Here is a 21701-nt window from a genome sequence, read left to right as displayed (position 1 = left end):
CGGAAGGTTCGCCGCGATCCTGGCGGGCAGGGACCTCCGAAAGAACGCTCGGAGGCTCGATCATGGCGAAGACCGCAGGTCGGACGGGGCTGCTCGGGATCTATCTGAACGATCACCTGGCCGGCGCCACGACCGGTGTCGAGCTGGCACGGCGGATCGCCGGCGCCAAGGACGACAAGGTGCTGCGGGGGCTGGCCCAGGACATCGCCGACGATCGGGACGCGCTGCTGGAGATCATGGCCGCGCTCGACGTCCCGGTCCGGCGCTACAAGGTCATGGGGGCCTGGGCGGCCGAGAAGGCCGGACGACTGAAGCCCAACGGCCGGATCGTACGAAGGTCGCCGCTCAGCGACCTCGTGGAGCTTGAGCTACTACGACTCGGTGTGGAGGGAAAGTCCGCCCTGTGGGCCTCGCTGCGGACAACAGCGGTGCCCGAGCTGGACGGCGAACGGCTGGACGACCTCCTTTCGCGGGCCCGGCACCAGTCCGAGCTCATCGAAGACCTCCGCCTACGCGTCGCCGCCGAAGCGTTGCGATAACTCGGGGGAAGGAATCGTCATGCGGATCGTCGTCATCGGAGCCACCGGCAACATAGGGACGAGCACCGTACAAGCTTTGAGCGCAGACCCACGGGTCACCTCGATACGCGGTTTGGCACGCCGCCTGCCCGACTGGGAGGCCGACAAGACCGACTGGGCCGTCGCCGACGTCCGCACAGCCGATCTCGTCCCGTTCCTGCGCGGTGCGGACGCGGTCATCCATCTGGCCTGGCTCTTCCAACCGACACACGACCCGATCGTCACCTGGCGCAACAACGTGCTTGGCAGCGAACGGGTAATGCGTGCCGTCACCAAGGCAGGCGTCCCTGCCTTCGTCTACTCCTCCTCTGTCGGCGCCTACTCACCAGGACCCAAGGACCGCGCGGTGGACGAGACATGGCCGACACACAGCTGGCCCACCGCGGCGTACGGCCGGGAGAAGGCCTACGTCGAACGCCTGCTCGACGGCTTCGAGAGAGACCACCCGGAATGCAGAGTCGTCCGGCTACGACCGGGATTCTGCTTCAAGCACGAGTCCGCGCCAGGTCAGCGCCGGATCTTCGCCGGGCCCCTCCTTCCGGGCCGGCTGGTGCGGAACGAGCTGATCCCGTTCGTTCCCGACATGCCCGGCCTGCGGTTCCAGGTACTGCACTCGGCCGACGCGGGTGAGGCCTTCCGGCTGGCGGCCACGGGGAACATGCGCGGACCGTTCAACATCGCCGCCGATCCGGTCATCGACGCCGCGGAGCTCGCCGGCCTCTTCGGCGCCCGCACAGTGCGGATCCCTTTGCAGGCCGCCCGCGCCGCCCTGACCGCGGCCTGGTCGCTGCACCTCGTACCGGCCTCGCCCCAACTCCTGGACCTGGCCCTCCGCGTCCCCATCATGAACATCGGCCGGGCCCACGACGAGCTCGGCTGGGGGCCGACACGCAGCGGAAGGGAAGCACTGCGGGAGTTCGTGCAGGGCTTGCGCGGCGGCGAGGGGATGGAGACGCCGCCACTGTCACCAGCCACGAGCGGCCCCTTACGCATCCGGGAGTTCGTCACCGGAGTAGGGCGCAGACCCTGAAGCTTTGGGGTGCAGGCGTGCCTGTAGGCCCGGCGTGGGGTGGTTGCGCCGGGCTGCAGGCTGGAGCTATGGGGTGGGGTCAGGCCGCGTGGTGGTCGTTGCGCCACGGGTTGTCGGCCTGATCGACCAGTCTTCGTCTGGATCGTGCGGCCTTGCCCTTGGGCGGGAGTGTCCGGTAGATGTAGCGTCCGTCCTGCCCCTGGCTGATCTGTATTTGTTCGGGGTTGGCGTGTTTCCACCGGTTGTGCCAGCCGCAGCACAGCGCCAGCTTGTCGATGTCGGTAGGGCTGTGTCCCAGTGCCCATCCATCGACGTGGTCGATCTCGCACAGGAGGCCGGGTACTTCACAGCCGCGGACCGCGCAGGTGTCGTAGAGGGTTTCCAGCACCTGGCGTTGGGCGGGGCTTGCGATGCGGGCGGTGCGGCCCAGATACAGCGGCACCTCCTTGGCGCCCAGGATCAGGGTGGAGATTCCGGCGTTGAGCGCCAGCCGCCTAACCTGCGCGGCGGGAATCGGTGTGCCGTCGCGCAACCGTCCTGGAGTGTCGTCGCCGGTCAAGGTGTCCAGGTGGGCGATGACGGTGACGCGGCTGTCTTTGTGTCCTTGGGATAGCAGTGTGGTCAGCGCTGCGGCGGTGCGTTCGGCGCGGTCCCGCAGATCGTCAGATCCAGCTGGCTTAGCCAACGGTGCGAGTTTGCCGTTCAGGATGGCGGTGTCTTCGGGGTTGAGCCAGCCTTTGAGGTAGCAGCCGCCGTCGATGGACCGGTTGGCCGTCAGCCAGGACCGGGCGTAACCGCGCTGCACATCTTCGGGCGGCTTGTCGGTGCCGTTGGCTTCGTTGACCCGGTCGTGGAGGGTCGTGCCGAGTTGCGCGATCTGCAGCGGTGACACGCCGCCGTCGGCGGCGGTCAAAAGGATCTGTTCGCCTTCGGCGCAGTCTTGGTCGTTGTCCAGGCGTTGGAGGGCGTCAGCGATGGTGGCGGCATACCCATGCGACAGTGTCCCGGCCGCCAGCCGTTCGCGCACCTGGTGCAGGCGGTGTAGTTGCCGGGCCAGGGTGATGCGTTCGTGGATACGGCCGCCGCGCATCCCCATCCGGCACCGCAGCCACGCCTGGGTGGACGCCAGGCCCCAGTCCTTCATCTGCCCGAACCGATCCACCACACCGATCAGCTCGGCCAACGGCAATTCACCTTGATCGAGCACAGCGGCCAGTGTTTCGGCGAGTTCCATGGCTTCGGCGCCGGTTTGGGTGCGGGGCCGGTGGGTGAGTGCAGTGATGATCGTGGCGGCGGCTTCGACCAGTTGCTGGTCGGAAGCGGCCTCCAGGTCGCGGTCTGCCACGATCGAATGCATGGGTTCATTGTATCGCTTTTCACGGTCAGTGACGAACCGTTTACATGATCGGTGTGGCGTTTTCTGGTCATTGATTTTTTGGAACCTTGAGGTGGGTTGTCGTCCCACGGTGGTGGGGTGGTTGCGGGCGGGTGAGTCAGAGATTAAGTCGGCTGATCTAGGCCGCCGGTTGAGCGGAGCCGAAATGACTCATTACGCTCCTGTCCGGCTTTTTGGGGGTTGTGGTCACGTTGGTTGCGGTTGCGGGAGTCCAGTCATGTGCGAAGGGTGGGGGTGGGCTGTGGCCTGGGGTTGCGCCGGGAATCCGCGCTCCGCGCGGCCAAGGCACGAACCTCAGCCACCAGGGAAGTCCCGCCTATCCGAACGCGCCCCGGCCCGCCGCTCCTTTCTTGTCGATGCCGCTTTTAGGTCTTCAGCCCCGCCTCACCTGCCAGCCGGGCGGATTGGTGCTTCAGAGGGGTGACCGATGCCGACCTAACACATTGATTGAGATTGCACAGAATCCTGCAATGCACAAAAGGTGGCGGCAGCCGCCGCCCAGGGCGCAGGCAAATCGTCGCTCTTCGCAGCTAAAGATCGAACACTAGCCACCAGAAAATTGACCGCTGCCGCTGTCAGTGGACCTTCCAGCCTTTAGTGGACCTTCCAGCCTTTAGTGGACCTTCCAGCCTTTAGTGAAATGTCCGGGATTTCAGCGGGTTGCAGAAGGGTGTCAACGACGCCATGGACGTTCATCGGCGCGCGACAGAGGATCACCACGTCGGTAGCCAGCGTGGCCGCCGGCTGATGCAGGGGGCATGGGCGGTCGCCACCCCGAACCCACATACACCAAGGCGACCGGACTGTGCAGAGCGCACGGCGACAGGGCGCCGCCGCCGGACGGCATCGAGTTGAAGATTCCGGCTGGGACGGTCTGGTAGCTCCTCGAACCCAACGGCGCTGGCAAGACCACGACCGCGCAGATGCTGTCCACGCTGATCAAGACCGACGCCGGGTGGCTGCGGATCGCCGCATGATCTGCCGACGAGCCGCAGTCGTAACGCGCTGCAGTCGTACGCGCCGCAGACGCACGAGCCGCGAACGTACGCGCCGCGTACGCGCCACGGACATGCGCGCCACGGACATGCGCGCCGCAATCGGCGTCGCCTGGAGTTCGCAGCGGTGACCGACAACATGTTGATCGGCGCGGAGAACCTCGCCCTGAGGGCCGATCTCCATTATCTCTGCATGCGGCACGGCAAGAGTAGGAGCGGAGTGCGGGACTGCTGGAGCAGTTCGACCTCGTCCGAGCTGGCAAGAAGATGGCGGCCAGCTACTCGGGCGGCTTGCAGTGGCGGCGTACAGCGGCGGCTTGCGGCAGCCGCAGGCGGCAGCGGTAGACGGCATACAGCGGCGGCGGGTGGGGCGGCTCGCTCTGGCAGGAGGGTGGGTCCGGGCTCTGCGGCTGTTAGCGTGATCAACTGGCCGAAGGGTGAGGAATGACGTTCGACACGTTCAGTATTGGTGAGCGCAGTGTCCGGCGGCTCGGGTTCGGGGCCATGCATCTGCCCACCGAGGCCGGAGCTGTACGAGAAGGCGCCATCGCGGTCGCGCGGCGAGCGGTAGAGCTGGGCGTCAACCTGATCGATACCGCGCACCTGTACGGGTGGGGCGCCAACGAGGAGCTTCTCGCCGAGGCACTGTATCCGTATCCGGACGATCTCCTCATCGCGACCAAGGTCGGGGTCGCGCCGCCGGATCCGCCGCGCGAGGCGGCGCTCTGCGGACGGCCGGACTTCCTGCGGGACCAGGTCGAGCAAGGCCTCCGGCGTCTTCGGGTGGAACGGCTCGAACTGCTCCAGCTGCATCGCGTCGACCCGGAGGTTCCACTCGCCGACCAAGTGGGGGCACTGCGCGAGCTCCAGGTCGCGGGCAAGATCGGCCACATCGGACTGTCCGAGGTCACCGTCGCCCAGCTTGAGGAAGCGCGGCAGATCATCGACGTGGCCAGTGTGCAGAACCGCTACAACATGCTCGATCGTGAGCATGAGGCGGTGCTCGATGCCTGTGACGCGGCAGGCATCGCCTTTCTGCCCTGGCGGCCCGTACATCCGGCGGCGGCGAAGCCAACACCCGAGATCGCCACTGTGGCGGCCGAACTCGACGCTACTTCGGCGCAAGCCTCGCTGGCTTGGCTGCTTCACCGTTCGCCGGTCGTCCTGCCGATCCCCGGTACAGGCACGATCGTCCATCTGGAGGAGAACGTCGCCGCCGCGAGCATCAAGCTGTCGAGTGATCAGCGCCGACGCCTTGGCCTGAGCGACTGAGGCGACTGCTCCCCGCGATCACGTCCAGAGGCGACTGCTTCCTGAGACGGTTTCATCCCCGCCTCCTGAGACGGTTCCGTTCTGGGGCGTTCGCGTCCTGAGGCTTCTGCGTTCTGAGGCTTCTGCGTTCTGACTCGATCACGTCCTGGCTCGATCACGTCCTGGCCCGTCTGCACCCTTGAGCGTCGGCTTCCTAGCGCGTCGGCGTCCTCGAGCATCTGCGTCCTGGCGCATCTGCGTCCTGGCGCATCCGCGCCCTCAGCGTCGGCGTCCTTGAGCGTCGGCGTCCTTGAGCGTCCGCATCCTTGAGCGTCCACATCCTGGCCTGTATGCGCCCTCAAGCGTCTGCGTCCTGCGACGCGTTGCTTTTCTGCTGCCGTCGTACGGTCGAGCACCCCGCGTCGGTCAGTCGAACGGTGGGAGCAGGACACATGAAGATCATGCTCACGGCGCTCCTCGCGATGGCGGGCTCCGTCGTCGCGACAGCGCCGACTTCGGCCGCCGAATCTTGGGCGGCCAAGGCCAGCCCGCAGTTCTTCGCGGTCCCGGCGCGCCATCACCAGGAACCGGCCCGCCGGGTGCGCGGCACAGCGGCTCTGCGTGTACCAGGACAAGACGTTCAAGGCCAGAAACGGTCGCTGGTCGCCCTCAACGACGCCGACTGGCGCAACAACCACTACCCGAACGGCAAGAGCCTCGACGACAGCGCCTCATCAATCTTCAACAGCTCGGGATTCGCCATACGGCTGTTCCGCGACACCGGGCACCGCGGGCATGTGCTCTGCCTCGCGCCAAACCGCGGCATCAAGGATCTGCAGCTGGTCGAGTGGCTGGAGGATCCGGGCGAGCCGCTTCCGCCGCGCCTCTTCAAGATGGGTGACCGCGTCAGCGCGTCCAGCGCATACCGGCAGAACATCGCCAACCTGCACTGCAACTGGCGGGCCAGGCAACCACCCGGTCGATAAGATCCCTTTTGTCCTCGTTAGAGGCTTGGGGGGTCGGTTGCACGGGAGACGAACGGCACGCGTCGAGCTGCATCCGCGCACGGCGCGGACCATCGCCATCGCGGTGCTCGGCAGCCTGGTGAGCGTGTACGCGCTCAGCGCGGTCAGCGGGCCGGGCAAGACGTCCGTCGTCGTGCCGCTCTCTCTCGCGGTGCTGGGACTGCAGCTGCAGTATGTGCTGCCCCGGCTGCGGCGGTTTCAGAACCGCCGCGTGATGGCGCTCCAGGCCCTGCTCGTGTACGTGGCGGTGCTGCCGTTCGAGGTCTCGGTCGGGATCATCGGCCTGCTCATCGGGTCGTTGTTGCTCGCCTCGGCCTGGCGGACGGCGCTGCTGGTCGGGCTCACGGTGCCCGTCATCCACGCGACCCGGGCCGAGTCGATCCCCGAGCTCCTCGACTTCACGATCACGGCGGTGCTGATCTCGCTGGTCACGTACGGCCTGTCGCGGCTGACCGACCGGATCGACGAGGTGCACGCCGCCCGCGTCACGCTGGCGCTGGCGGCGGTCGAGGAGGAACGGCTCCGGATGGCGGCCGAGCTCAACGAAAGCGTTGGCCGCGGGCTGGACACGATCGCCAAGCTGAACACGACCGCCGGGCCAGACACGACTGCCAGGCCGGACAAGACCCGCGGACTGGACATGACCGCCAGGCACGACGCTGCTGCCAGGCTGAATACGGCCCCTGAGCTGAACACGACCGCGAGGCCGGACACCACCGGCGGACGCGCCACGGCCCCCGAGCTAGACACTATCGCCGTGTTGAGCACGATCGCCGGGCTGGACAGGACCGCCGGACTCGACACGAACCCCGGACTGGACACGACCGCACGGCGCGACACGACCGCAGGGCGCGACACTACTGCCGAGCTGGACACGGCCCCCGGACTGAGCACGGCCGCGAGGCCGGACACGACCGCCGGGCTCGACACCACCGCCGGGCTTGACGCGTCCCTCGGGCTCGGCATGGCCGCTGGGCCGGACATGACCGGTGGACGCGACGCTACCGCCGGGCTGGACACGACCGCAGAGCCGAACACCGTCGCCGACGTTCGGCCGGAGGATCTTGAGGACGTGCTCGTGGTGGCGCGCCGGTCACTGGCCACTGCCCGGTCCGCCGCCGCCGACCTGCGCAGTCTGTCGTTGACCCCGGAGATCTCGGCGGCGCGGGGACTACTGTCGGCGGCGGAGATCGACGTGACGGTCCGGGTCGGCCACGAGGAACCGCTGGGGCAGGCGGGCGCGCTGCTGGCCACCGTGCTGCGGGAGGCCGTCACCGACGTCGTACGGCAGGGGACGGCGCGGCACTGCGCCATCGAGACCACCGAGAGCGAAGGTCTCGTCGTCCTGCGCGTCACGAACGACGGGGTGCCCACGGCGGCGCTCGGCGCCGAGGCTCTGGCCCCGCTGGCCGGTCAGGTCGAGGCGGTCGGCGGCCACCTTCGTACCGGGCTCGGACCCGACGGCCGCTTCACCGTCGAGGCCGCGATCACCGCCGCGCCCGCACCCGCCGTCCGGGCGAGCCGGGAACACCGCCTGGCCGTGGGGCTGCTCGCGGTCGTGCTCGCCGGATTCTGCGCGAAAGCGTTCCTTCTGCTGACGAGCCCCTGGATGTTGCTGGTCGCGGTGCCTTGCCTGACGGCGGTAGTGCTTCTCCAGCTCCGCTGGACCCGGCCGCGTGGAGAACACTGGGTCTGGCTACTGCTGTTGCAGGTCGTGCTGAGTTATCTGCCGCTGGTGTGGTTCGGGAAGGCGTGGGGTGGGCTGCCCGGCTTCCTGGCGGGCACGCTGCTCGTGATATTGCCAGCGACCCTGGCGTGGCCACTGACCGCCGCCGTGATGGCGAGCATGGGTCTCATCGCGTGGTCCCTGGGCCAGAGCACCCCGGTGATCGTGAACTCCGTGGTGAGCGTGCTGGTGACCGGGCTCGTCGTGTACGGGCTGGTCCGGCTCGCGCAGCTGGCCGACGAACTGCGGGCCGCCGGCGACGTGGTCGCACGCGCCGCCATCGTCCAGGAACGCCTGCGAGCCGCCCGCGACCTGCACGACCTGCTCGGGCACAGCCTCGCCGCGCTCCTGCTCAAGGGCGAACTCGCCCGCAGACTGCTGACCGTCGACCCTGACCGGGCCCGGGCCGAGCTCACCGACGTCGTGGAGATGGCCGTACGGGCCCGCGCCGACATGGAGACGGTGACCGGGGCCGCTCCGCACCTGGAACTCGAACCCGAACTGGAGTCGGCCCGCTCGGTGCTCGGCGCGGCGGGGATCGACGTCCGGGTGGTTCGGGACGGCACCCCGCCGCATGCCGCCGAGAGCGTGCTGAGCACGGTTCTCCGGGAGGCCGTCACCAACATGCTGCGGCACAGCGCGGCCCGGCACTGCGAGATCACGGTCGGCTCGGACAGCCTGGTCGTCGAGAACGACGGCAGCCCGTCCGAGGTCACGCCGCCGGGCTCGGGGATCGGCAACCTCAACGTCAGGCTGGGCACACTGGGCGGACGGCTCGACGCGCGCCTCGTCGGCGACGGACGCTTCCGGATCACGGCGCTCCTGCAGCCCACCTCCGAGAACGAACCCACCCCCGCACCCGCCACCGCCTAAGCCACCGCCCCCGCCACGGCCATTGCGCCCGCCACCGCTTTCGCCTCGACCTTCGCCACCGCCTCTGCGCCCGCCTTTACCTTCACTCCCGTCTCCGCCTTCACCCCGCCGCCGCCTTTACCTCTGTCTCGCCACCGCCTCGGCCTCCACCTTCACCCCGCCTCCACCACCGCCTTCACCTTCATCTCGGCCTGCCTTCGGCTCCGCCTTCCCCCCGCCTCGTCTCGGTATCCACCTCCGCCTTTGCCTCCGCCTTCACCTCTGTCTCGGCCCCCACCTCTGTCTCGCTTCCGTCTCTGTCTCCACTTCCGTCTTCGCCACCGCCTTCGCCTCGGCCTCACCTCCGGCTCCGGCTTTGGGGGCGTCATGGGTGCACCTATGACGTCGTCATGGGTGATCGGTGATCACCTCTCTGTTGGACGAAGGCGCAGGTCAGCAGAGTGGAGGCATGAGCGAAGCAGTTGAGATGAGTGCCGTCAGCAAGGTCTACGGCAAGGGGAAGAGCGCGGTGGCGGCCCTCCGGGAGGTCTCGGTCACGCTGCCCAAGGGCGGCTTCACCGCCGTGATGGGGCCGTCGGGTTCCGGTAAGAGCACGTTCCTGCACTGCGCGGCCGGCTTGGACAAGCCCACCGCGGGGACGGTCCGGCTGGGCGGCACAGACCTTTCCGGGATGAACGAGACGAAGCTGACCGAGTTGCGGCGCGAGCGGGTCGGTTTCGTGTTCCAGGCGTTCAATCTCGTGCCGTCGTTGACCGTCGAGCAGAACGTGACGTTGCCGCTGAGGCTGTCGCGCGGCCGCACCGACAAGGCATGGCTGAATGAGACGTTGGAGCGGGTCGGGCTCGGCGGTCGCACCGACCACCGTCCCGCCGAGTTGTCGGGTGGGCAGCAGCAGCGGGTGGCGATCGCGCGAGCGTTGATCACCAAGCCTGAGGTCGTGTTCGGTGACGAGCCGACCGGGGCGCTCGACACCATGACCGCCAAGGATGTGCTGACCCTGCTGCGCGAGACCGTGGACGCCCTCGGCCAGACGGTCGTCATGGTGACCCACGATCCGGTGGCCGCCTCATATGCCGACACCGTGCTCTTCCTGGCGGACGGGCGCATCGTCGACTCGTTGGCCGCGCCGACCGCCGCCGCCGTGGCCGAGCGCATGACGCGACTTGGAGCGTACGTCTGATGTTCTCTCTCGCACTGAGCACCCTGCGGCACCGCCGTGCCGCCTTCGCGGGCGCCTTCCTCGCGCTCTTCTGCGCCGCCGCGCTCGTCACGGCCTGCGGCATGCTGATGGACACCGGCCTGCGCGGCGAGGTGGCGCCGGAACGGTACGCGGGCGCCCCGGTCATGGTCGCCGGAGACCCCCAGTCGCACTTCCTCAAGGACAAGGGCGACGGTGAGTTCAAGCGCAAGTCCAAGCCGAACACCGCCCGCGCCTGGATTTCTGAGTCCACGGTCGCACGGCTTCGGGCCGTACCCGGGATCCGTTCGATCGTCACCGAGGTCAGCATTCCCGTCATGGTTCCCGGTGCGGGCGCGGTTGAGGGACATGGCTGGGAGTCCGCCGCGCTGACGCCGTTCACCCTCAAGGCCGGGCGCGCGCCGGCGGCTCCCGACGAGATCGTGGTGGACGCCTCGGCGGGCCGGGCCGTCGGGGCGAAGCTGAATGTGCTGACGTCCTTCGGCGCCGGTAGCTACCGCGTCGTCGGTGTCACCGCCCAGCAGCTCGACAACCAGACCGTGATGTTCTTCGCCACCGCCGAGGCGCGCCGTCTCGCCGCCCACCCCGGGAAGGTCAGCGCGATCGGTGTCTGGCCCGTGAACGCGAACGCGGATGCGCCTAACGCGGATATGGCCGCGGATGCGGATGCGGATGCGGACGCTAACGCGGATTCGCCTGCGGATGCCGTCGCTACCGCAGCCACTGCCAGGGCCGTGCGGGACGCGGTGCGTGACACCGGCGCGACCGTGCAGACGGGGAAGGACCGGGGCCGGGTCGAGTTCCTCGGCAGTGACAGCGGACGCGTCAAGCTCATCAGCATGGGTGCCGCCCTGGGCGGCACCTCCCTCATCGTGGCCCTGCTCGCCGTCGTCGGCACGTTCGGCCTGGCGATCCAGCAGCGGGAACGCGAGATGGCCCTGCTGCGCGCCATCGCCGCCACACCGCGGCAACTCCGCCAGATGATCGGCAAGGAGGCCCTGCTGGTCGGGCTCGGGGCGACGATCCCCGGCGCCGCGGCGGGCCTGCTCCTCGGGTCCTGGCTGCACGGCGCGTTCGCCGACCTCGACGCCATCCCGGCCAACCTGCCCCTCGTCGTCGGCCCGTTCGCCCCGATCGTCGCGGTCACGGTGACGGTCGCGGCGGCCTGGCTCGCCGCGCGTATCTCGGCTCGCCGGGTCGCCCGCCTCCGTCCCGTCGAGGCGCTGGGCGAAGCCGCGCTGGCCCCGGCACGCACGCCGTGGTTCCGGGTCGTCGCCGGGGTCGTCGTTCTCGCGGGCGCCGTCGTGCTCACGCTCGTGCTGCGGTCGATCCACACCGAGGCGGGATCGGGCCCGCTGACGCCGGTCACGGCGCTGCTCTACGCGACCTCGATCGGGCTGCTGGCGCCGATCCTGGCCCGCGCCGCGATCGGGCTGGTGGCGCTGCCGCTGCGCGCGGCGGGCGGCGTCGGCGGGCTCGCCGCCGCCAACCTGCGCACCGGCGCGCGCCGCCTCGCCGCCGTGATCACTCCGCTCACCCTCATGATCGCGCTGGCCTCGACGCTGCTGTTCGCGCAGACGACCGTCAAGGGCGCTGCGGATTCCCAGGCCCAGGCGGGCAACGTGGCCGACTTCATTTTGGGCCCGGCGGTTCCGGCGTCTGCCGCCGAGTCTGTGCGACGCGTGCCCGGCGTGCGGGCGGTCACCGAGATCCTGCACACCCGCGTGCGTTCCGCCAACAGCCCGTACAGCGTCCAAGGCGTCACCCCTGCCGGACTCACCCACACTATGGACCTGGACGTGCGATCGGGCTCCCTCGCCGAGTTCGGCGAAGGCACCATGGCCGTACGGGAGAACCTCGGTATCAAGGTCGGCGACAAGAAGTCGTTCTCCATGGCCGACGGCACACCCGTCAACCTCCGTGTCGTAGCCGTCTACAAGCGCGGACTGGGCTTCGGTGACTTCACTCTGCCGCACGCACTCGTGGCCGCCCACGTGGACGTGCCCATGGGGACCGTCCTGGTGTCCGCGCCAGGGGTGAACCGTGACGCGCTGAGCAAGGCCACCGCCGCGTTCCCCGGCGTCAGCGTCCAGGACCGTGCCACCGCGCCGGACAAGGCGAGCGGCGGCACCGCCGTCAACTACCTTTCGCTCGCGCTGATCGTCGCCTTCGCCGCCATCTCCATGGTCAACACCCTCGCCATGGCGATCGCGGGCCGCGTCCGCGAACTCGCCCTGCTCCGGCTGGCCGGCGCGACCCGGCGCCAGGTCCTGCGGACGCTGCGCCTGGAGACCTGGGCCGTCGCGGTGATCGCCGCCGTGCTCGGTACCGCGATCGCGTTCGTCACGCTCACCGCGTTCAGCGTCGGCATGACCGGCTCGAGCACTCCGCACATCCCGCTCGTGGGGTACGTGGGGATCATCGCCGGATCGGCTCTGCTGGCTCTGCTCGCCACCACGGTTCCGGCCCGCGTCGCCCTGCGCGCCGCCCCGGCCGGCGTCATCGCCGCCCGCGAGTAGGCCCTGGACGAGCAATGCGCGGGCGCGCCAGCCGAGCACAACCAGAGCATGACCCGGAGCGCCCGCACAAAAGGTCCACGCTGGACGCCATGGCAGGCACCACGCCATGGCGTCCAGCCACGTCCCTACCCCGACGCCCAGCCACGTGTCCCTACCCCGACGCCCAGCCGCGCCCCCACCCCGACGCCCACCACACCCCCGCTACAGCGCCCAACCACGCCCCCGCGCCAACGCTTAACCGCATCCCGCCACAGCGGCCAGTCGTAGCGTCGCTGCAGCGGGCAGCCGCATCTTCGCCGCAGCCTCCAACCACGTCTCCGCCATAGCGGGCAGCCGTATTGCCGCCGCAGCGGCCGGGCGCATTCCTGCGACAACGCTTGACTACGTCCGAGCCATAGCGGCCAGCCACGTCCGCCAGGCGGCGAAGTACGCTCGTGCCTCGCGCGATCTCTGGAGGGCCCGTGGAGACCTGGGAGCTGGTGGCGCGCGAGCGTGTCCGCGACACGCTGGCCGCTTATACGCACGCCGGTGATCGGGGCCGGGTCGAGGAGCTGGCCGCGACGTTCACCGAGGATGGTGTCCTGGAGATCCGCGGCGGCGAGACCCATACCGGCCGGGCCGCGATCGCGGTGATGCTGGCGGAGGCGGTCGAGCGCGGCTCGGCGCCGGTAGACGGCGATCGGCCCGGCGTCATCCGGCACTTCGTCACGAATCTTCGGTTCGAAGAGGTCGCCCCGGACCGCGTACGAACCTCGGCATACTTCCTGGTGATGAACGCACACGGCCCGGACCACTGGGGCCGCTATCGCGACGCCCTGGTGCCCGTCGGCGACCGGTGGTTGTTCGAGCATCGCCTGGTCGGGGTGGACGGATGGGCCCCGGACTCCACGATGATCCGTTAGAGCGGCCGATTTTGTCGGTGGCGTTCGAAAGGATTCTCGTGACGGTGAGCGAACCGGTTCCGGCATCCGCCGGGCCGCCTCCCTGGAGGTTGCCGACCCTCGTCGGTGGTTCGTGCGGGCACCGGGCGAAGGAGGATCGTGGACGCGGACGAAGACGCGTGGGAACGGGGCAGCGGCGTACGGGTGGTGCCGTCCGTCCAGCCCCGCAAGCTGGCGAAGGTCCCCTTCGTCGAGATGGCGGACGGCCGGTTGCAGGGGGTCGTGTCGAGCGGGTCTGACATCGCCCGCGTGTACGTCTCGTCGATCACGGCGGGGACGCACGGATTCAACTGCAGCACCAACAACAACCGGCCGTGCGGCGGCCTGAGCGGCTCCTACCCCTGCAAGCACCTGCGGTCGCTGGTCGACGAGGCGGTGCTGCAGTACGGGCGCGGCCGGGTGGCCCGCTACCTGCAGGTCGAGGTCGATGAGGCCGACCATCTGATGGACGGTCTGGACGGGACGCGCGAGTCCGCTCCGGCGGCGGTGGTCTTCAGCCGGTTCCTGCGCTACCTGGCCTATCTGGAGCTGCCCGGCATGACGGAGCCCATCGCTGAGATGCACTGGTTCCCGGCGGGGAAGGCGGCCTTCTGATGCTCGGGGTTCAACTCGCCCAGCTTTTCGACGGCGACCGGCCGGGCGTCTCCGAAGCGCTCGAGCTGGTGGCGGGGTTCGACGACGCCCTGGTGCACGGCTTCGCCCGGCTGGGCGAGGAGCGTGCCGCCGCCCTGACGGCGCTGGCCGGCGCGGTGGCGACGAGCCCGCTCGGGCCCGCCGTGACCGAGGCCGCGGCGAAGGTGGCCGCGGGCTCCATCGGTGAAGAGCACCTCACCGCCCTGGCCGGGGCACGGACGGCGCTCTTCGGAGCCGTGCACGACGAGCTGCTCGACCGTCTCGACACCGCGCTCGGACGCACACGCGCCGAGTGGGAAGAGTCGCCCGCCACGGCGACGCCCGCCGACAACCTGCTCAGCGGCTCCCGGTCCTGGCTCCACGAGCTGGCCATCACCGGCTGGCGCGGCGTCGACCACGATCTCGTCTCCTCGTCCGACCAGACGCTGGAGGCGCTCCTCGCCGAGCCCGGCCTGCGGCGTCTCGCGGTGCTGCTCGACGGGCTGGCGGCGGAGCTCCGGGCGTCCTGCCCGATCGCGACGATGGCACGGCTGCCGGTCCGGCGCTGGGCCGATCTGTGGACGCGGGCCGTGCTGCTGTCGCAGCCGGGCGCGCGGCCCGCCGCGTCCGTCGAGCCGGTGAGCGGGCGGCTGCTCGTCCTCGGCGTGGACATGCACGAGCACGGCACCGCCGTCCAGGCCCAGGTCCATGGCGTGCTGGAGCCGACGGGCGACGCGCCGTCCCGCCTCGTGCGCGCGAGCGTGATGGCGCCGAAGGTCGACACCATCGTGGGGACGTCCGTGTGGCGGCTGCTGGACGGGCATCCGGCACTGCTCACCGCGCTCGCCGAGCGTCGCAGCCTCGATCTCACGGACATGCCCCTGGCGAGCAGCGGCGACCTGGTGTGGCAGGACGACAAGGCGAACGTGGGGGCGGCGGCCGACCCGTTCGCCACCGCGCGGCTCCAGTTGACGACCGCGACCGCGCCGGCCGTCCCACCGCTGGAACGCCATCCGATCCGTATCTCGGAGCCCGTCCTGGTGGAGGGCTACGAGATCGACGGCGACCAGTGGACGCTGGACGGGCAGTCGCTCACCGTCGACCTGGATCGGCTGCCGCCGTCCGGGCCGCTGACACCGGAGCTGGTGGCGGCGTCCACGGCATGCATCGGCCTGATGCGCTGGGACGCCGGGCGGTGGCGGGTCCAGCCGCTCGCCGTCCAGGCCACGGTCAAACGCAAGCCGGTCGAGGCGCACAACGGCGACTGGGCCCAGGGTCCGACCGATCCCAAGGTCGTGAAGGCCGCGGCCAAAGCCGGTGACGCGGTCGCCGTGCTGCGCGAGCGGGCGGGACGGTTGCTGCGGAAATGAGCGATGCCAACGCGAGCCCCGCCGCGACCCCCCACGCGGACCCCACTGCCGATCCCATCGCAAGTCCCACCGCTGATCCGACAGCGGCTTCCACCGCCGATGCCACAGCGGGTTCCGCCGCGGGTTCCGCCGCCGATCCCACCGCGGGTGCCGCTGAGCCCATCGCGGGGCCCACCGCCGATGCCAGTGCGGGTTCCACGGCCGATCCGACGGCGGATCCCCATGCCAACCGGCGGCAGGTGCTCTACTGGCGGCTGCTGTCCCGGCTCTTCGACGGCGACGAGCAGCCTTCGCTGGAGGCCGCCAGTGTCGCAATCGTCGATGACCTCGGCCTTCCACCGGCCCTGCTCGATCCCGGCGTCTCGGTCGACAACCTCGTTCAACGCTTCCCTGACCTCGGCCCCGAGTTGCAGGATCTGATGGCCCCCAAGGACGAGGGCGACGATCCCCAGGAGCAGGTCCGCAGGGCCGCTCTCGTCTCCAAGCTGCTGCTCAACGTCTTTTCGACCGGCTCGGGCAGCGTGACCGCCGGGCAGCTCGCCGGATGGCAGCAGGACGCGGGCTGGCTCAAGCAGGCGCTCGGTGAGGAGGGCGCCGGCGAGATGTCGGGCGTCCTGTCGGGCATGGAGGGCGACCTCGTCAAGCGCATGAAGCTGCGCGAGGTGCTGGCCGACCCCATGCTCGCGGCGCGGCTGACCCCGAGCATGTCGCTCATCGAGCAGTTGCTGCGCGACAAGTCCAACCTCTCGGGCGTCACGCTCGCCAACGCCAAGTCGCTCATCCGCCGGTATGTGGACGAGGTGGCCGAGGTGCTGCGCACGCAGGTGCAGCAGACCAGCGCGGGCACCATCGACCGGTCGGTGCCGCCGAAGCGGGTGTTCCGCAACCTCGACCTCGAACGCACCATCTGGAAGAACCTCACCAACTGGAGCCCCGAGGACGAGCGGCTCTACGTCGACCGGCTGTTCTACCGGCACACCGCCAAGCGGACCACGCCCGCCAAGCTGATCGTGGTCGTCGACCAGTCGGGCTCGATGGTCGACTCGATGGTCAACTGCACGATTCTGGCCTCGATCTTCGCCGGGCTGCCCAAGGTGGACGTGCACCTCATCGCGTTCGACACCCGGGCGCTCGACCTGACGCCCTGGGTGCACGACCCGTTCGAGGTTCTGCTGCGCACCAAGCTCGGCGGCGGCAACGACGGCCCGGTCGCGATGGCGATGGCCCGGCCCAAGATCACCGACCCGGCCAACACCGTGATGGTGTGGATCTCCGACTTCTACGAGTTCGACCGCTCGCAACCACTGTTCGACGGCATCGAGGCGGTGCACCGGTCGGGCGTGAAGTTCATCCCGGTCGGCTCGGTCAACAGCTCGGGGCACCAGAGCGTCGACCCGTGGTTCCGGCAGAAGCTCAAAGGCCTGGGCACACCCGTGATCTCGGGCCACATCCGAAAGCTCGTCTTCGAACTTAAGAACTTCATCGGCTGACCGCGTCCCACAGGACGAGCTGTGTCCCACAGGAAAAGCAGCGTGCCGCAGGACGGGGCGCGTCCCGCTGGATGAGGCGCGTTGTACAGACCGAGTCGCGTCCCGCAGGGCGAGGCGTCCCACAGGACGAGCCGAGTCCCGCAGGACGAGGCGCGTACCGCAGGACTAACCGCCCAGACAAGGCGCGTCCCAGACCAGCCAGCGTTCCCAGACCCCATCGACACACAGGCCTCTCGCAGGCCGCACCGGACGTATTGGAGAACCCGAGAATGACCGACGAGATGTTGCGCGCCCCGGCCGAGACGAAGTACGCGGAGGAGCTCGACTGGCTGGAGTCCGTCGACGACGCGCCCAAGCCGTTCTCGTGGCGGCTGAGCCCGCGGATGGTCCGGCTGTTCATCCTCGGCTCGGAGCCCTCCGACGGGCTCGACCGCGAGATCCCGCAGAAGTGGTTCGGTGATCGGAGCTTCGTCGAGCGCAGCATCGTCACGCTCGCGTCCGACCGCGGGCTGCTGCTGATAGGCGACCCCGGCACGGGCAAGAGCTGGCTGGCCGAGCTGCTCTCCGCCGCCATCTCCCGCAACTCGACGCTGGTCGTGCAGGGCACGGCGGGCACCACCGAGGACCACATCAAGTACTCGTGGAACGTCTCGATGGTGATCGCCAAGGGCCAGTCCCGCGAGTCGATGATCCCGTCCCCGATCATGACCGCGATGGAGCAGGGCGTGATCGGCCGCTTCGAGGAGCTGACCCGGTCGACCAGCGACGTGCAGGACGCGCTGATCTCGATCCTCTCCGAGAAGTACGTGTCGATCCCCGAGCTCGACGACGACAACATCGTCTTCGCGCAGCCCGGTTTCTCCATCATCGCCACCGCCAACAGCCGCGACCGCGGCGTCAACGATCTGTCGTCGGCGCTCAAACGCCGGTTCAACTTCGTCCGCATCCCGGTGGTGACCAACAAGCGCAGCGAGGCGGAGATCGTCCGCTTCCGCACCACGGAGCTGCTGCGGCGGCACCGCATGGAGCTGGAGCTTCCGCCCAACCTGCTGGACATCCTGCTCCAGAGCTTCGCCGACCTGCGGGCCGCCGCGGCGTCGGCCACCAGCGACGACGAACGGCTGGAGTCGGCGCTGTCCACCGCCGAGCAGATCGGCGTGCTGGAGGACGCCATCCTGCACAGCCAGTTCTTCGGGGATCGGACGCTGCGGGCGCAGACGCTCGCGGGTTCGCTGGTCGGGTCGCTCGCCCGGCGCACCCCTGAAGACCTGGCCATCCTCAACAAGTTCTGGCACGGCGTCATCGAGCCGCGGAGCAAGAAGGACGAAGGCGGACCATGGGCGGAGTTCCTGGAAGGCGGCCGCGAAGCGATCGCCAAGTTGTCATGAACGGCGCCCCCGCCATGAACGACGGCACAGCCACCAAAAGCGGCACCGCGACCGGCGACACCGCGAAAACCGGCGACACCGCCATGGACAACGACACCATCACGGACAACGGCACGATCACGGACAACGGCACCGCCACCAACAGCGACACTGCCACTAACGCCGACACTGCCACGAACAGGGGCACTGCTGCGACCGGCGGCACCTCTGCGAGCAGCGGCACCGCCACGAACAGCGACACTGCCACGAACAGCGACACTGCCGCGAACGGCGCCGCTGCTACAAACAGCGTCACCGCTACGAGCGGCGCTCCCGCCGCGACCGACGACACTGCCACGGAGAGCGGCACCGCCACGAACAGCGGCGCTGCGGCGAACAGCGGCGCTGCGACTAACGGCGAGAGTGCGACGACCGGGCCGTTCGGCGCGTTGCGCGCTCAGCTGCTCGACGCCGCTGAGGCGTTTGCCGATGGGCCCGGGACGTTGCCCGGTCTGCTGGCGGGCATGGTCGACGACGTCGATCGGGCGCTCCGCGAGGAGCTGGAGATCTTTCCGGTCTGCCACCACTCGCCGGCCTCGGCGCTGGCCATGGTTCGGCGCCTGCGTGAGAAGCAGCCCAAGGTCATCTACATGGAGCTGTGCGAGGACCTCCGGCCGCTGCTCGACGAGCTGCGTAACTGCTGGCTGCCGGTCGCGCTGCAGGCGTTCGCCAGCGAGATCGACGGTTTCCCGTCCGAGTGGGCGCCGCTGAGCGTGGTGGCGCCCATCACCGAGGCGTCCGCCGAGTACCAGGCCATCGCGTACGCGCTGGACACGCCCGGCGTCGAGCTGGTGCTGGTCGATCGTTCGACCGACCACGTCTTCCAGTGGGAGCCGCGCGACCAGCCCGACCACGGCCGGGCTGAAGGCGATGGTCCCGATGTCGATCTGGCGGGGGCCGCCGAGCCCGCCGCCTCGTCCTCCGAAGCGGAGGAGGAGGCGGCGCTCCACGGCGATGCCGTCGGTATCGAGATCGGTGACTTGCGGCCGGGTTTCGCGGAGCTGGAGGCGTACCTGCTCCACCACGGCAAGGTCCGGCACTGGTCCGAGTGGTGGGACCAGTACGTCGAGCAGCCCCTGGCCGATGCCGACTACGCCACGTACCGGCAGGTCATGGTCCTGATCGGCAGCCTCTTCCGCCGCCTGCGCCCCGACACCGCCAGCCACGGCCGGGATCGGGACCGCGACGAGGACCGCGAGCGCTACATGTGGACCCGGATGCGCGAGCATCTGGCCACGTCCGGTGCCGATCCGGACGACTGCCTCTACGTCTGCGGCGCCTTTCACGCGGCCAGCCGCGTCGAGCAGTTCGGGCTGCGCGCGGAGGTGACGGAGTTCGAGATCAGCCCGCGGACGGCGACGCGCTGGCAGTACGGGCTCATCCCGTCCAGCCACTCCGCCATCGAGGCTCAGTTCGGCCTGGCCTCGGGGTCGGTGTCCATCGCGTCCGCCACGTGGGCCAAGGCCGTGACCCGCGGCGGCCTCGCCCCGTTCCAGCTCGAAGGCCAGAAGGGCACGCGCAAACGGTCGAGCCGCAAACGCGCGCTTGGCGCACCGCCCCAGCAGGAACCGGTCGCCGACCGGCTGTCGGGTTTCCTGTCGAGCCCGCCCGCGCTCGACGCGCTCGACGAGTCCGAGCTGCTCGGCTGGTGCGTCGACATCGTCCGGCTGGCGCGCCGCAACGGCTACCTGGCCAGCACCGCCGACGCGATCGCGGTGTTCGAGACGTCCATCCTGCTCGCCGGGATGCGCGGTCGCGCCCGCCCGACGCCGTACGACTTCCAGGACGCGGCGATCACCTGCATCGAGAAGGACGCCGTGCCAGGCCGTCGCGACGTGCGGCGGCTGTGCGAGATCCTGCTCGGCGGCGACCGGGTGGGCGAGGTCGGGTACGACGCGCTGCCGCCGCTCGCCCGCGACGTCCTCGATCGGCTGAAGCCGCTCGGGCTCGACCTGGAGAAGCGCACGATCCAGCGGGCCCTGCTCGATCTCGACGCGCGCCCCGATCTCGTGCCCTGCTCGAATCTGCTGTGGGTCCTGCGCCGCCTGCTGCCGAGCGACGCCGTCCGGCCCATCATGGGGTCGCGCAGGCTGGGCGAACGCTCGATCCAGGAGAGCTGGGACCTGGCGATCGGCCGCAACCAGCGTTCGATCGTCGAGCTCGGTTACGAGGGCGTCACCCTCGAACAGGTGCTGGAGCGTCGCCTCCGCCGAGTCGTGTGGGCGCCCAAGGCCACCGCCGCGCAGGCGCTGGAGGCCGTGGAGGATTCGATCCTCTATCTGGGCGGCCGGAGATTCACCGACGAGCTGGGCACGCGGGCCGTCGAGCTGCTCGCGGCCGAGCGCACCGTGGACGAGGCACCCGAGGTCCTGCGCCGCATTCGTCGCCTCCTGACCCATTACCACGCCACCGAGCCGGAGCTACCGGAATGGTGCAAGTCGTTCGTCACGGCCGGATACGCGCATTACTGCACGCTGCTGCCGACCGCCTTCGTGGACGAGGAGACCGGCGTCCGCCAGGTGGCGGCGATGCTCGGGTTCCTGTTCAGCATGGAGAGCCTCGCGCTGTCCCTCGGCTGTGACCACGCCCAACTCGAACTCGCCGTCCAGCAGTCGCATCCGGAGGCGCCCGCCAAGGTGGCACTGCTGTGGGCGGCCAAGTCGCAGCTCGGCCTGATGACGATGAGCGAGCTGCGGTCGAAGTGTGACGAGCTCCTGGGCAACCCGCTCGTCGTGCCGTCGTTCCCGCAGTACATGAGCGGTTTCGTGCAGGCGCTCGAGCCCGCCCCCGCGCTGGCGCCGTTCATGGTCGAGGTGTTGTCGAAGGCTTTCGCCCGCCTGCCCGACACCGTCCTGCTCCCCTGGCTGCCCAAGCTGATCACGACACTGCGCGATCAGGCGCACGAGCTGGTGCCGGTGCTCGTCCGGGAAGCGGGCCGGACCTTCCCCGCCGCCCTCCCGGCCGTCGACTCCTGGATGCCGCCATGGACGTCAACGCCCAAACCACCTCCTTTGGCGCCTGTTCACGGCGGGCCGGCAACGGATCTCCTGGTGAGCCACCCCGCGGCCTGTGACGCCGTGGCCGGACTCCTCGGATACGAGGCGCAGTGGCGACCGGCCTCCGCGTCCGCCGGAGAGGTGACCGCCCTACTGAACGATCACCCCGACACCGCCCGGGCACTCGCGGCCGTCCTGCGGCTGTAACCGCGCCAGGACGCTCCGCACCTTTGGGATCACCTCGTCCACCAGGCAGAATGGGGGGCTCGTCGGC

The 21701-nt window shown here is 69.5% G+C and carries 14 protein-coding genes; 13 read left to right on the top strand and 1 reads right to left on the bottom strand.

Annotation, left to right across the window (positions count from 1 at the left end; genetic code table 11):
* Nucleotides 1-62 precede the first annotated feature (62 nt).
* Both ACGFNU_RS05450 and ACGFNU_RS05445 read left to right on the top strand, forming a co-directional pair.
* Nucleotides 63-539, top strand: coding sequence for a hypothetical protein (locus ACGFNU_RS05450; protein ID WP_392590414.1), 477 nt, complete (start codon nucleotides 63-65; stop codon nucleotides 537-539).
* Between the two features lie 19 nt (nucleotides 540-558).
* Nucleotides 559-1608 (top strand): NAD-dependent epimerase/dehydratase family protein, encoded by a 1050-nt coding sequence (locus ACGFNU_RS05445; protein ID WP_392590412.1) that lies wholly within the window; start codon nucleotides 559-561, stop codon nucleotides 1606-1608.
* A 79-nt stretch (nucleotides 1609-1687) separates the two neighbouring features.
* On the opposite strand, the gene ACGFNU_RS05440 is transcribed toward ACGFNU_RS05445, so the two are convergent.
* Complete coding sequence (locus tag ACGFNU_RS05440) at nucleotides 1688-3073, bottom strand: DUF222 domain-containing protein (RefSeq protein ID WP_392590410.1); 1386 nt, start codon at nucleotides 3071-3073, stop codon at nucleotides 1688-1690.
* 1370 nt (nucleotides 3074-4443) lie between these two features.
* On the opposite strand from ACGFNU_RS05440, the gene ACGFNU_RS05435 reads away from it, so the two are divergent.
* The 11 genes from ACGFNU_RS05435 to ACGFNU_RS05385 all read left to right on the top strand — a co-directional run bounded on the left by ACGFNU_RS05435 (nucleotide 4444) and on the right by ACGFNU_RS05385 (nucleotide 21634).
* Nucleotides 4444-5271, top strand: a complete 828-nt coding sequence (locus ACGFNU_RS05435) for an aldo/keto reductase (RefSeq protein WP_392590408.1) — start codon at nucleotides 4444-4446, stop codon at nucleotides 5269-5271.
* A 431-nt stretch (nucleotides 5272-5702) separates the two neighbouring features.
* Nucleotides 5703-6236 (top strand): hypothetical protein, encoded by a 534-nt coding sequence (locus ACGFNU_RS05430; protein ID WP_392590406.1) that lies wholly within the window; start codon nucleotides 5703-5705, stop codon nucleotides 6234-6236.
* Nucleotides 6237-6273: 37 nt separating this feature from the next.
* The gene (locus tag ACGFNU_RS05425) at nucleotides 6274-8874 is read left to right on the top strand and encodes a histidine kinase (RefSeq protein ID WP_392590404.1); all 2601 of its coding nucleotides are present in this window, start codon (nucleotides 6274-6276) and stop codon (nucleotides 8872-8874) included.
* A gap of 448 nt (nucleotides 8875-9322) precedes the next feature.
* Complete coding sequence (locus tag ACGFNU_RS05420) at nucleotides 9323-10054, top strand: ABC transporter ATP-binding protein (protein ID WP_392590402.1); 732 nt, start codon at nucleotides 9323-9325, stop codon at nucleotides 10052-10054.
* Nucleotides 10054-12591, top strand: a complete 2538-nt coding sequence (locus ACGFNU_RS05415; RefSeq protein ID WP_392590401.1) for an FtsX-like permease family protein — start codon at nucleotides 10054-10056, stop codon at nucleotides 12589-12591. Before ACGFNU_RS05420 ends, ACGFNU_RS05415 begins: the two co-directional genes overlap by 1 nt.
* A 461-nt stretch (nucleotides 12592-13052) precedes the next feature.
* On the top strand, nucleotides 13053-13493 hold the full coding sequence (locus tag ACGFNU_RS05410) for a nuclear transport factor 2 family protein (RefSeq protein WP_392590400.1): 441 nt from the start codon (nucleotides 13053-13055) through the stop codon (nucleotides 13491-13493).
* Nucleotides 13494-13631: 138 nt separating this feature from the next.
* Complete coding sequence (locus ACGFNU_RS05405) at nucleotides 13632-14126, top strand: hypothetical protein (protein ID WP_392590399.1); 495 nt, start codon at nucleotides 13632-13634, stop codon at nucleotides 14124-14126.
* Entirely contained in the window at nucleotides 14126-15514 is a 1389-nt protein-coding gene (locus tag ACGFNU_RS05400; RefSeq protein ID WP_392590397.1) for a hypothetical protein, read from the top strand. Before ACGFNU_RS05405 ends, ACGFNU_RS05400 begins: the two co-directional genes overlap by 1 nt.
* Nucleotides 15511-17004 (top strand): VWA domain-containing protein, encoded by a 1494-nt coding sequence (locus tag ACGFNU_RS05395; RefSeq protein ID WP_392590395.1) that lies wholly within the window; start codon nucleotides 15511-15513, stop codon nucleotides 17002-17004. The genes ACGFNU_RS05400 and ACGFNU_RS05395 overlap by 4 nt, the downstream gene beginning before the upstream one ends.
* A gap of 269 nt (nucleotides 17005-17273) precedes the next feature.
* Nucleotides 17274-18392 carry an AAA family ATPase gene (locus tag ACGFNU_RS05390; protein ID WP_392590394.1) on the top strand — a complete coding sequence of 373 codons (1119 nt, stop codon included), beginning with the start codon at nucleotides 17274-17276 and terminating at the stop codon, nucleotides 18390-18392.
* Between the two features lie 14 nt (nucleotides 18393-18406).
* The gene (locus tag ACGFNU_RS05385) at nucleotides 18407-21634 is read left to right on the top strand and encodes a hypothetical protein (protein WP_392590392.1); all 3228 of its coding nucleotides are present in this window, start codon (nucleotides 18407-18409) and stop codon (nucleotides 21632-21634) included.
* Nucleotides 21635-21701: the final 67 nt, after the last annotated feature.

This window comes from Spirillospora sp. NPDC048911, from assembly GCF_043198015.1.
In the GTDB taxonomy this organism is placed as follows: Bacteria; Actinomycetota; Actinomycetes; order Streptosporangiales; family Streptosporangiaceae; genus Spirillospora.
The sequence above is the reverse complement of the archived record's forward strand: the minus strand, read 5'-3'. Positions and strand labels throughout refer to the sequence as shown.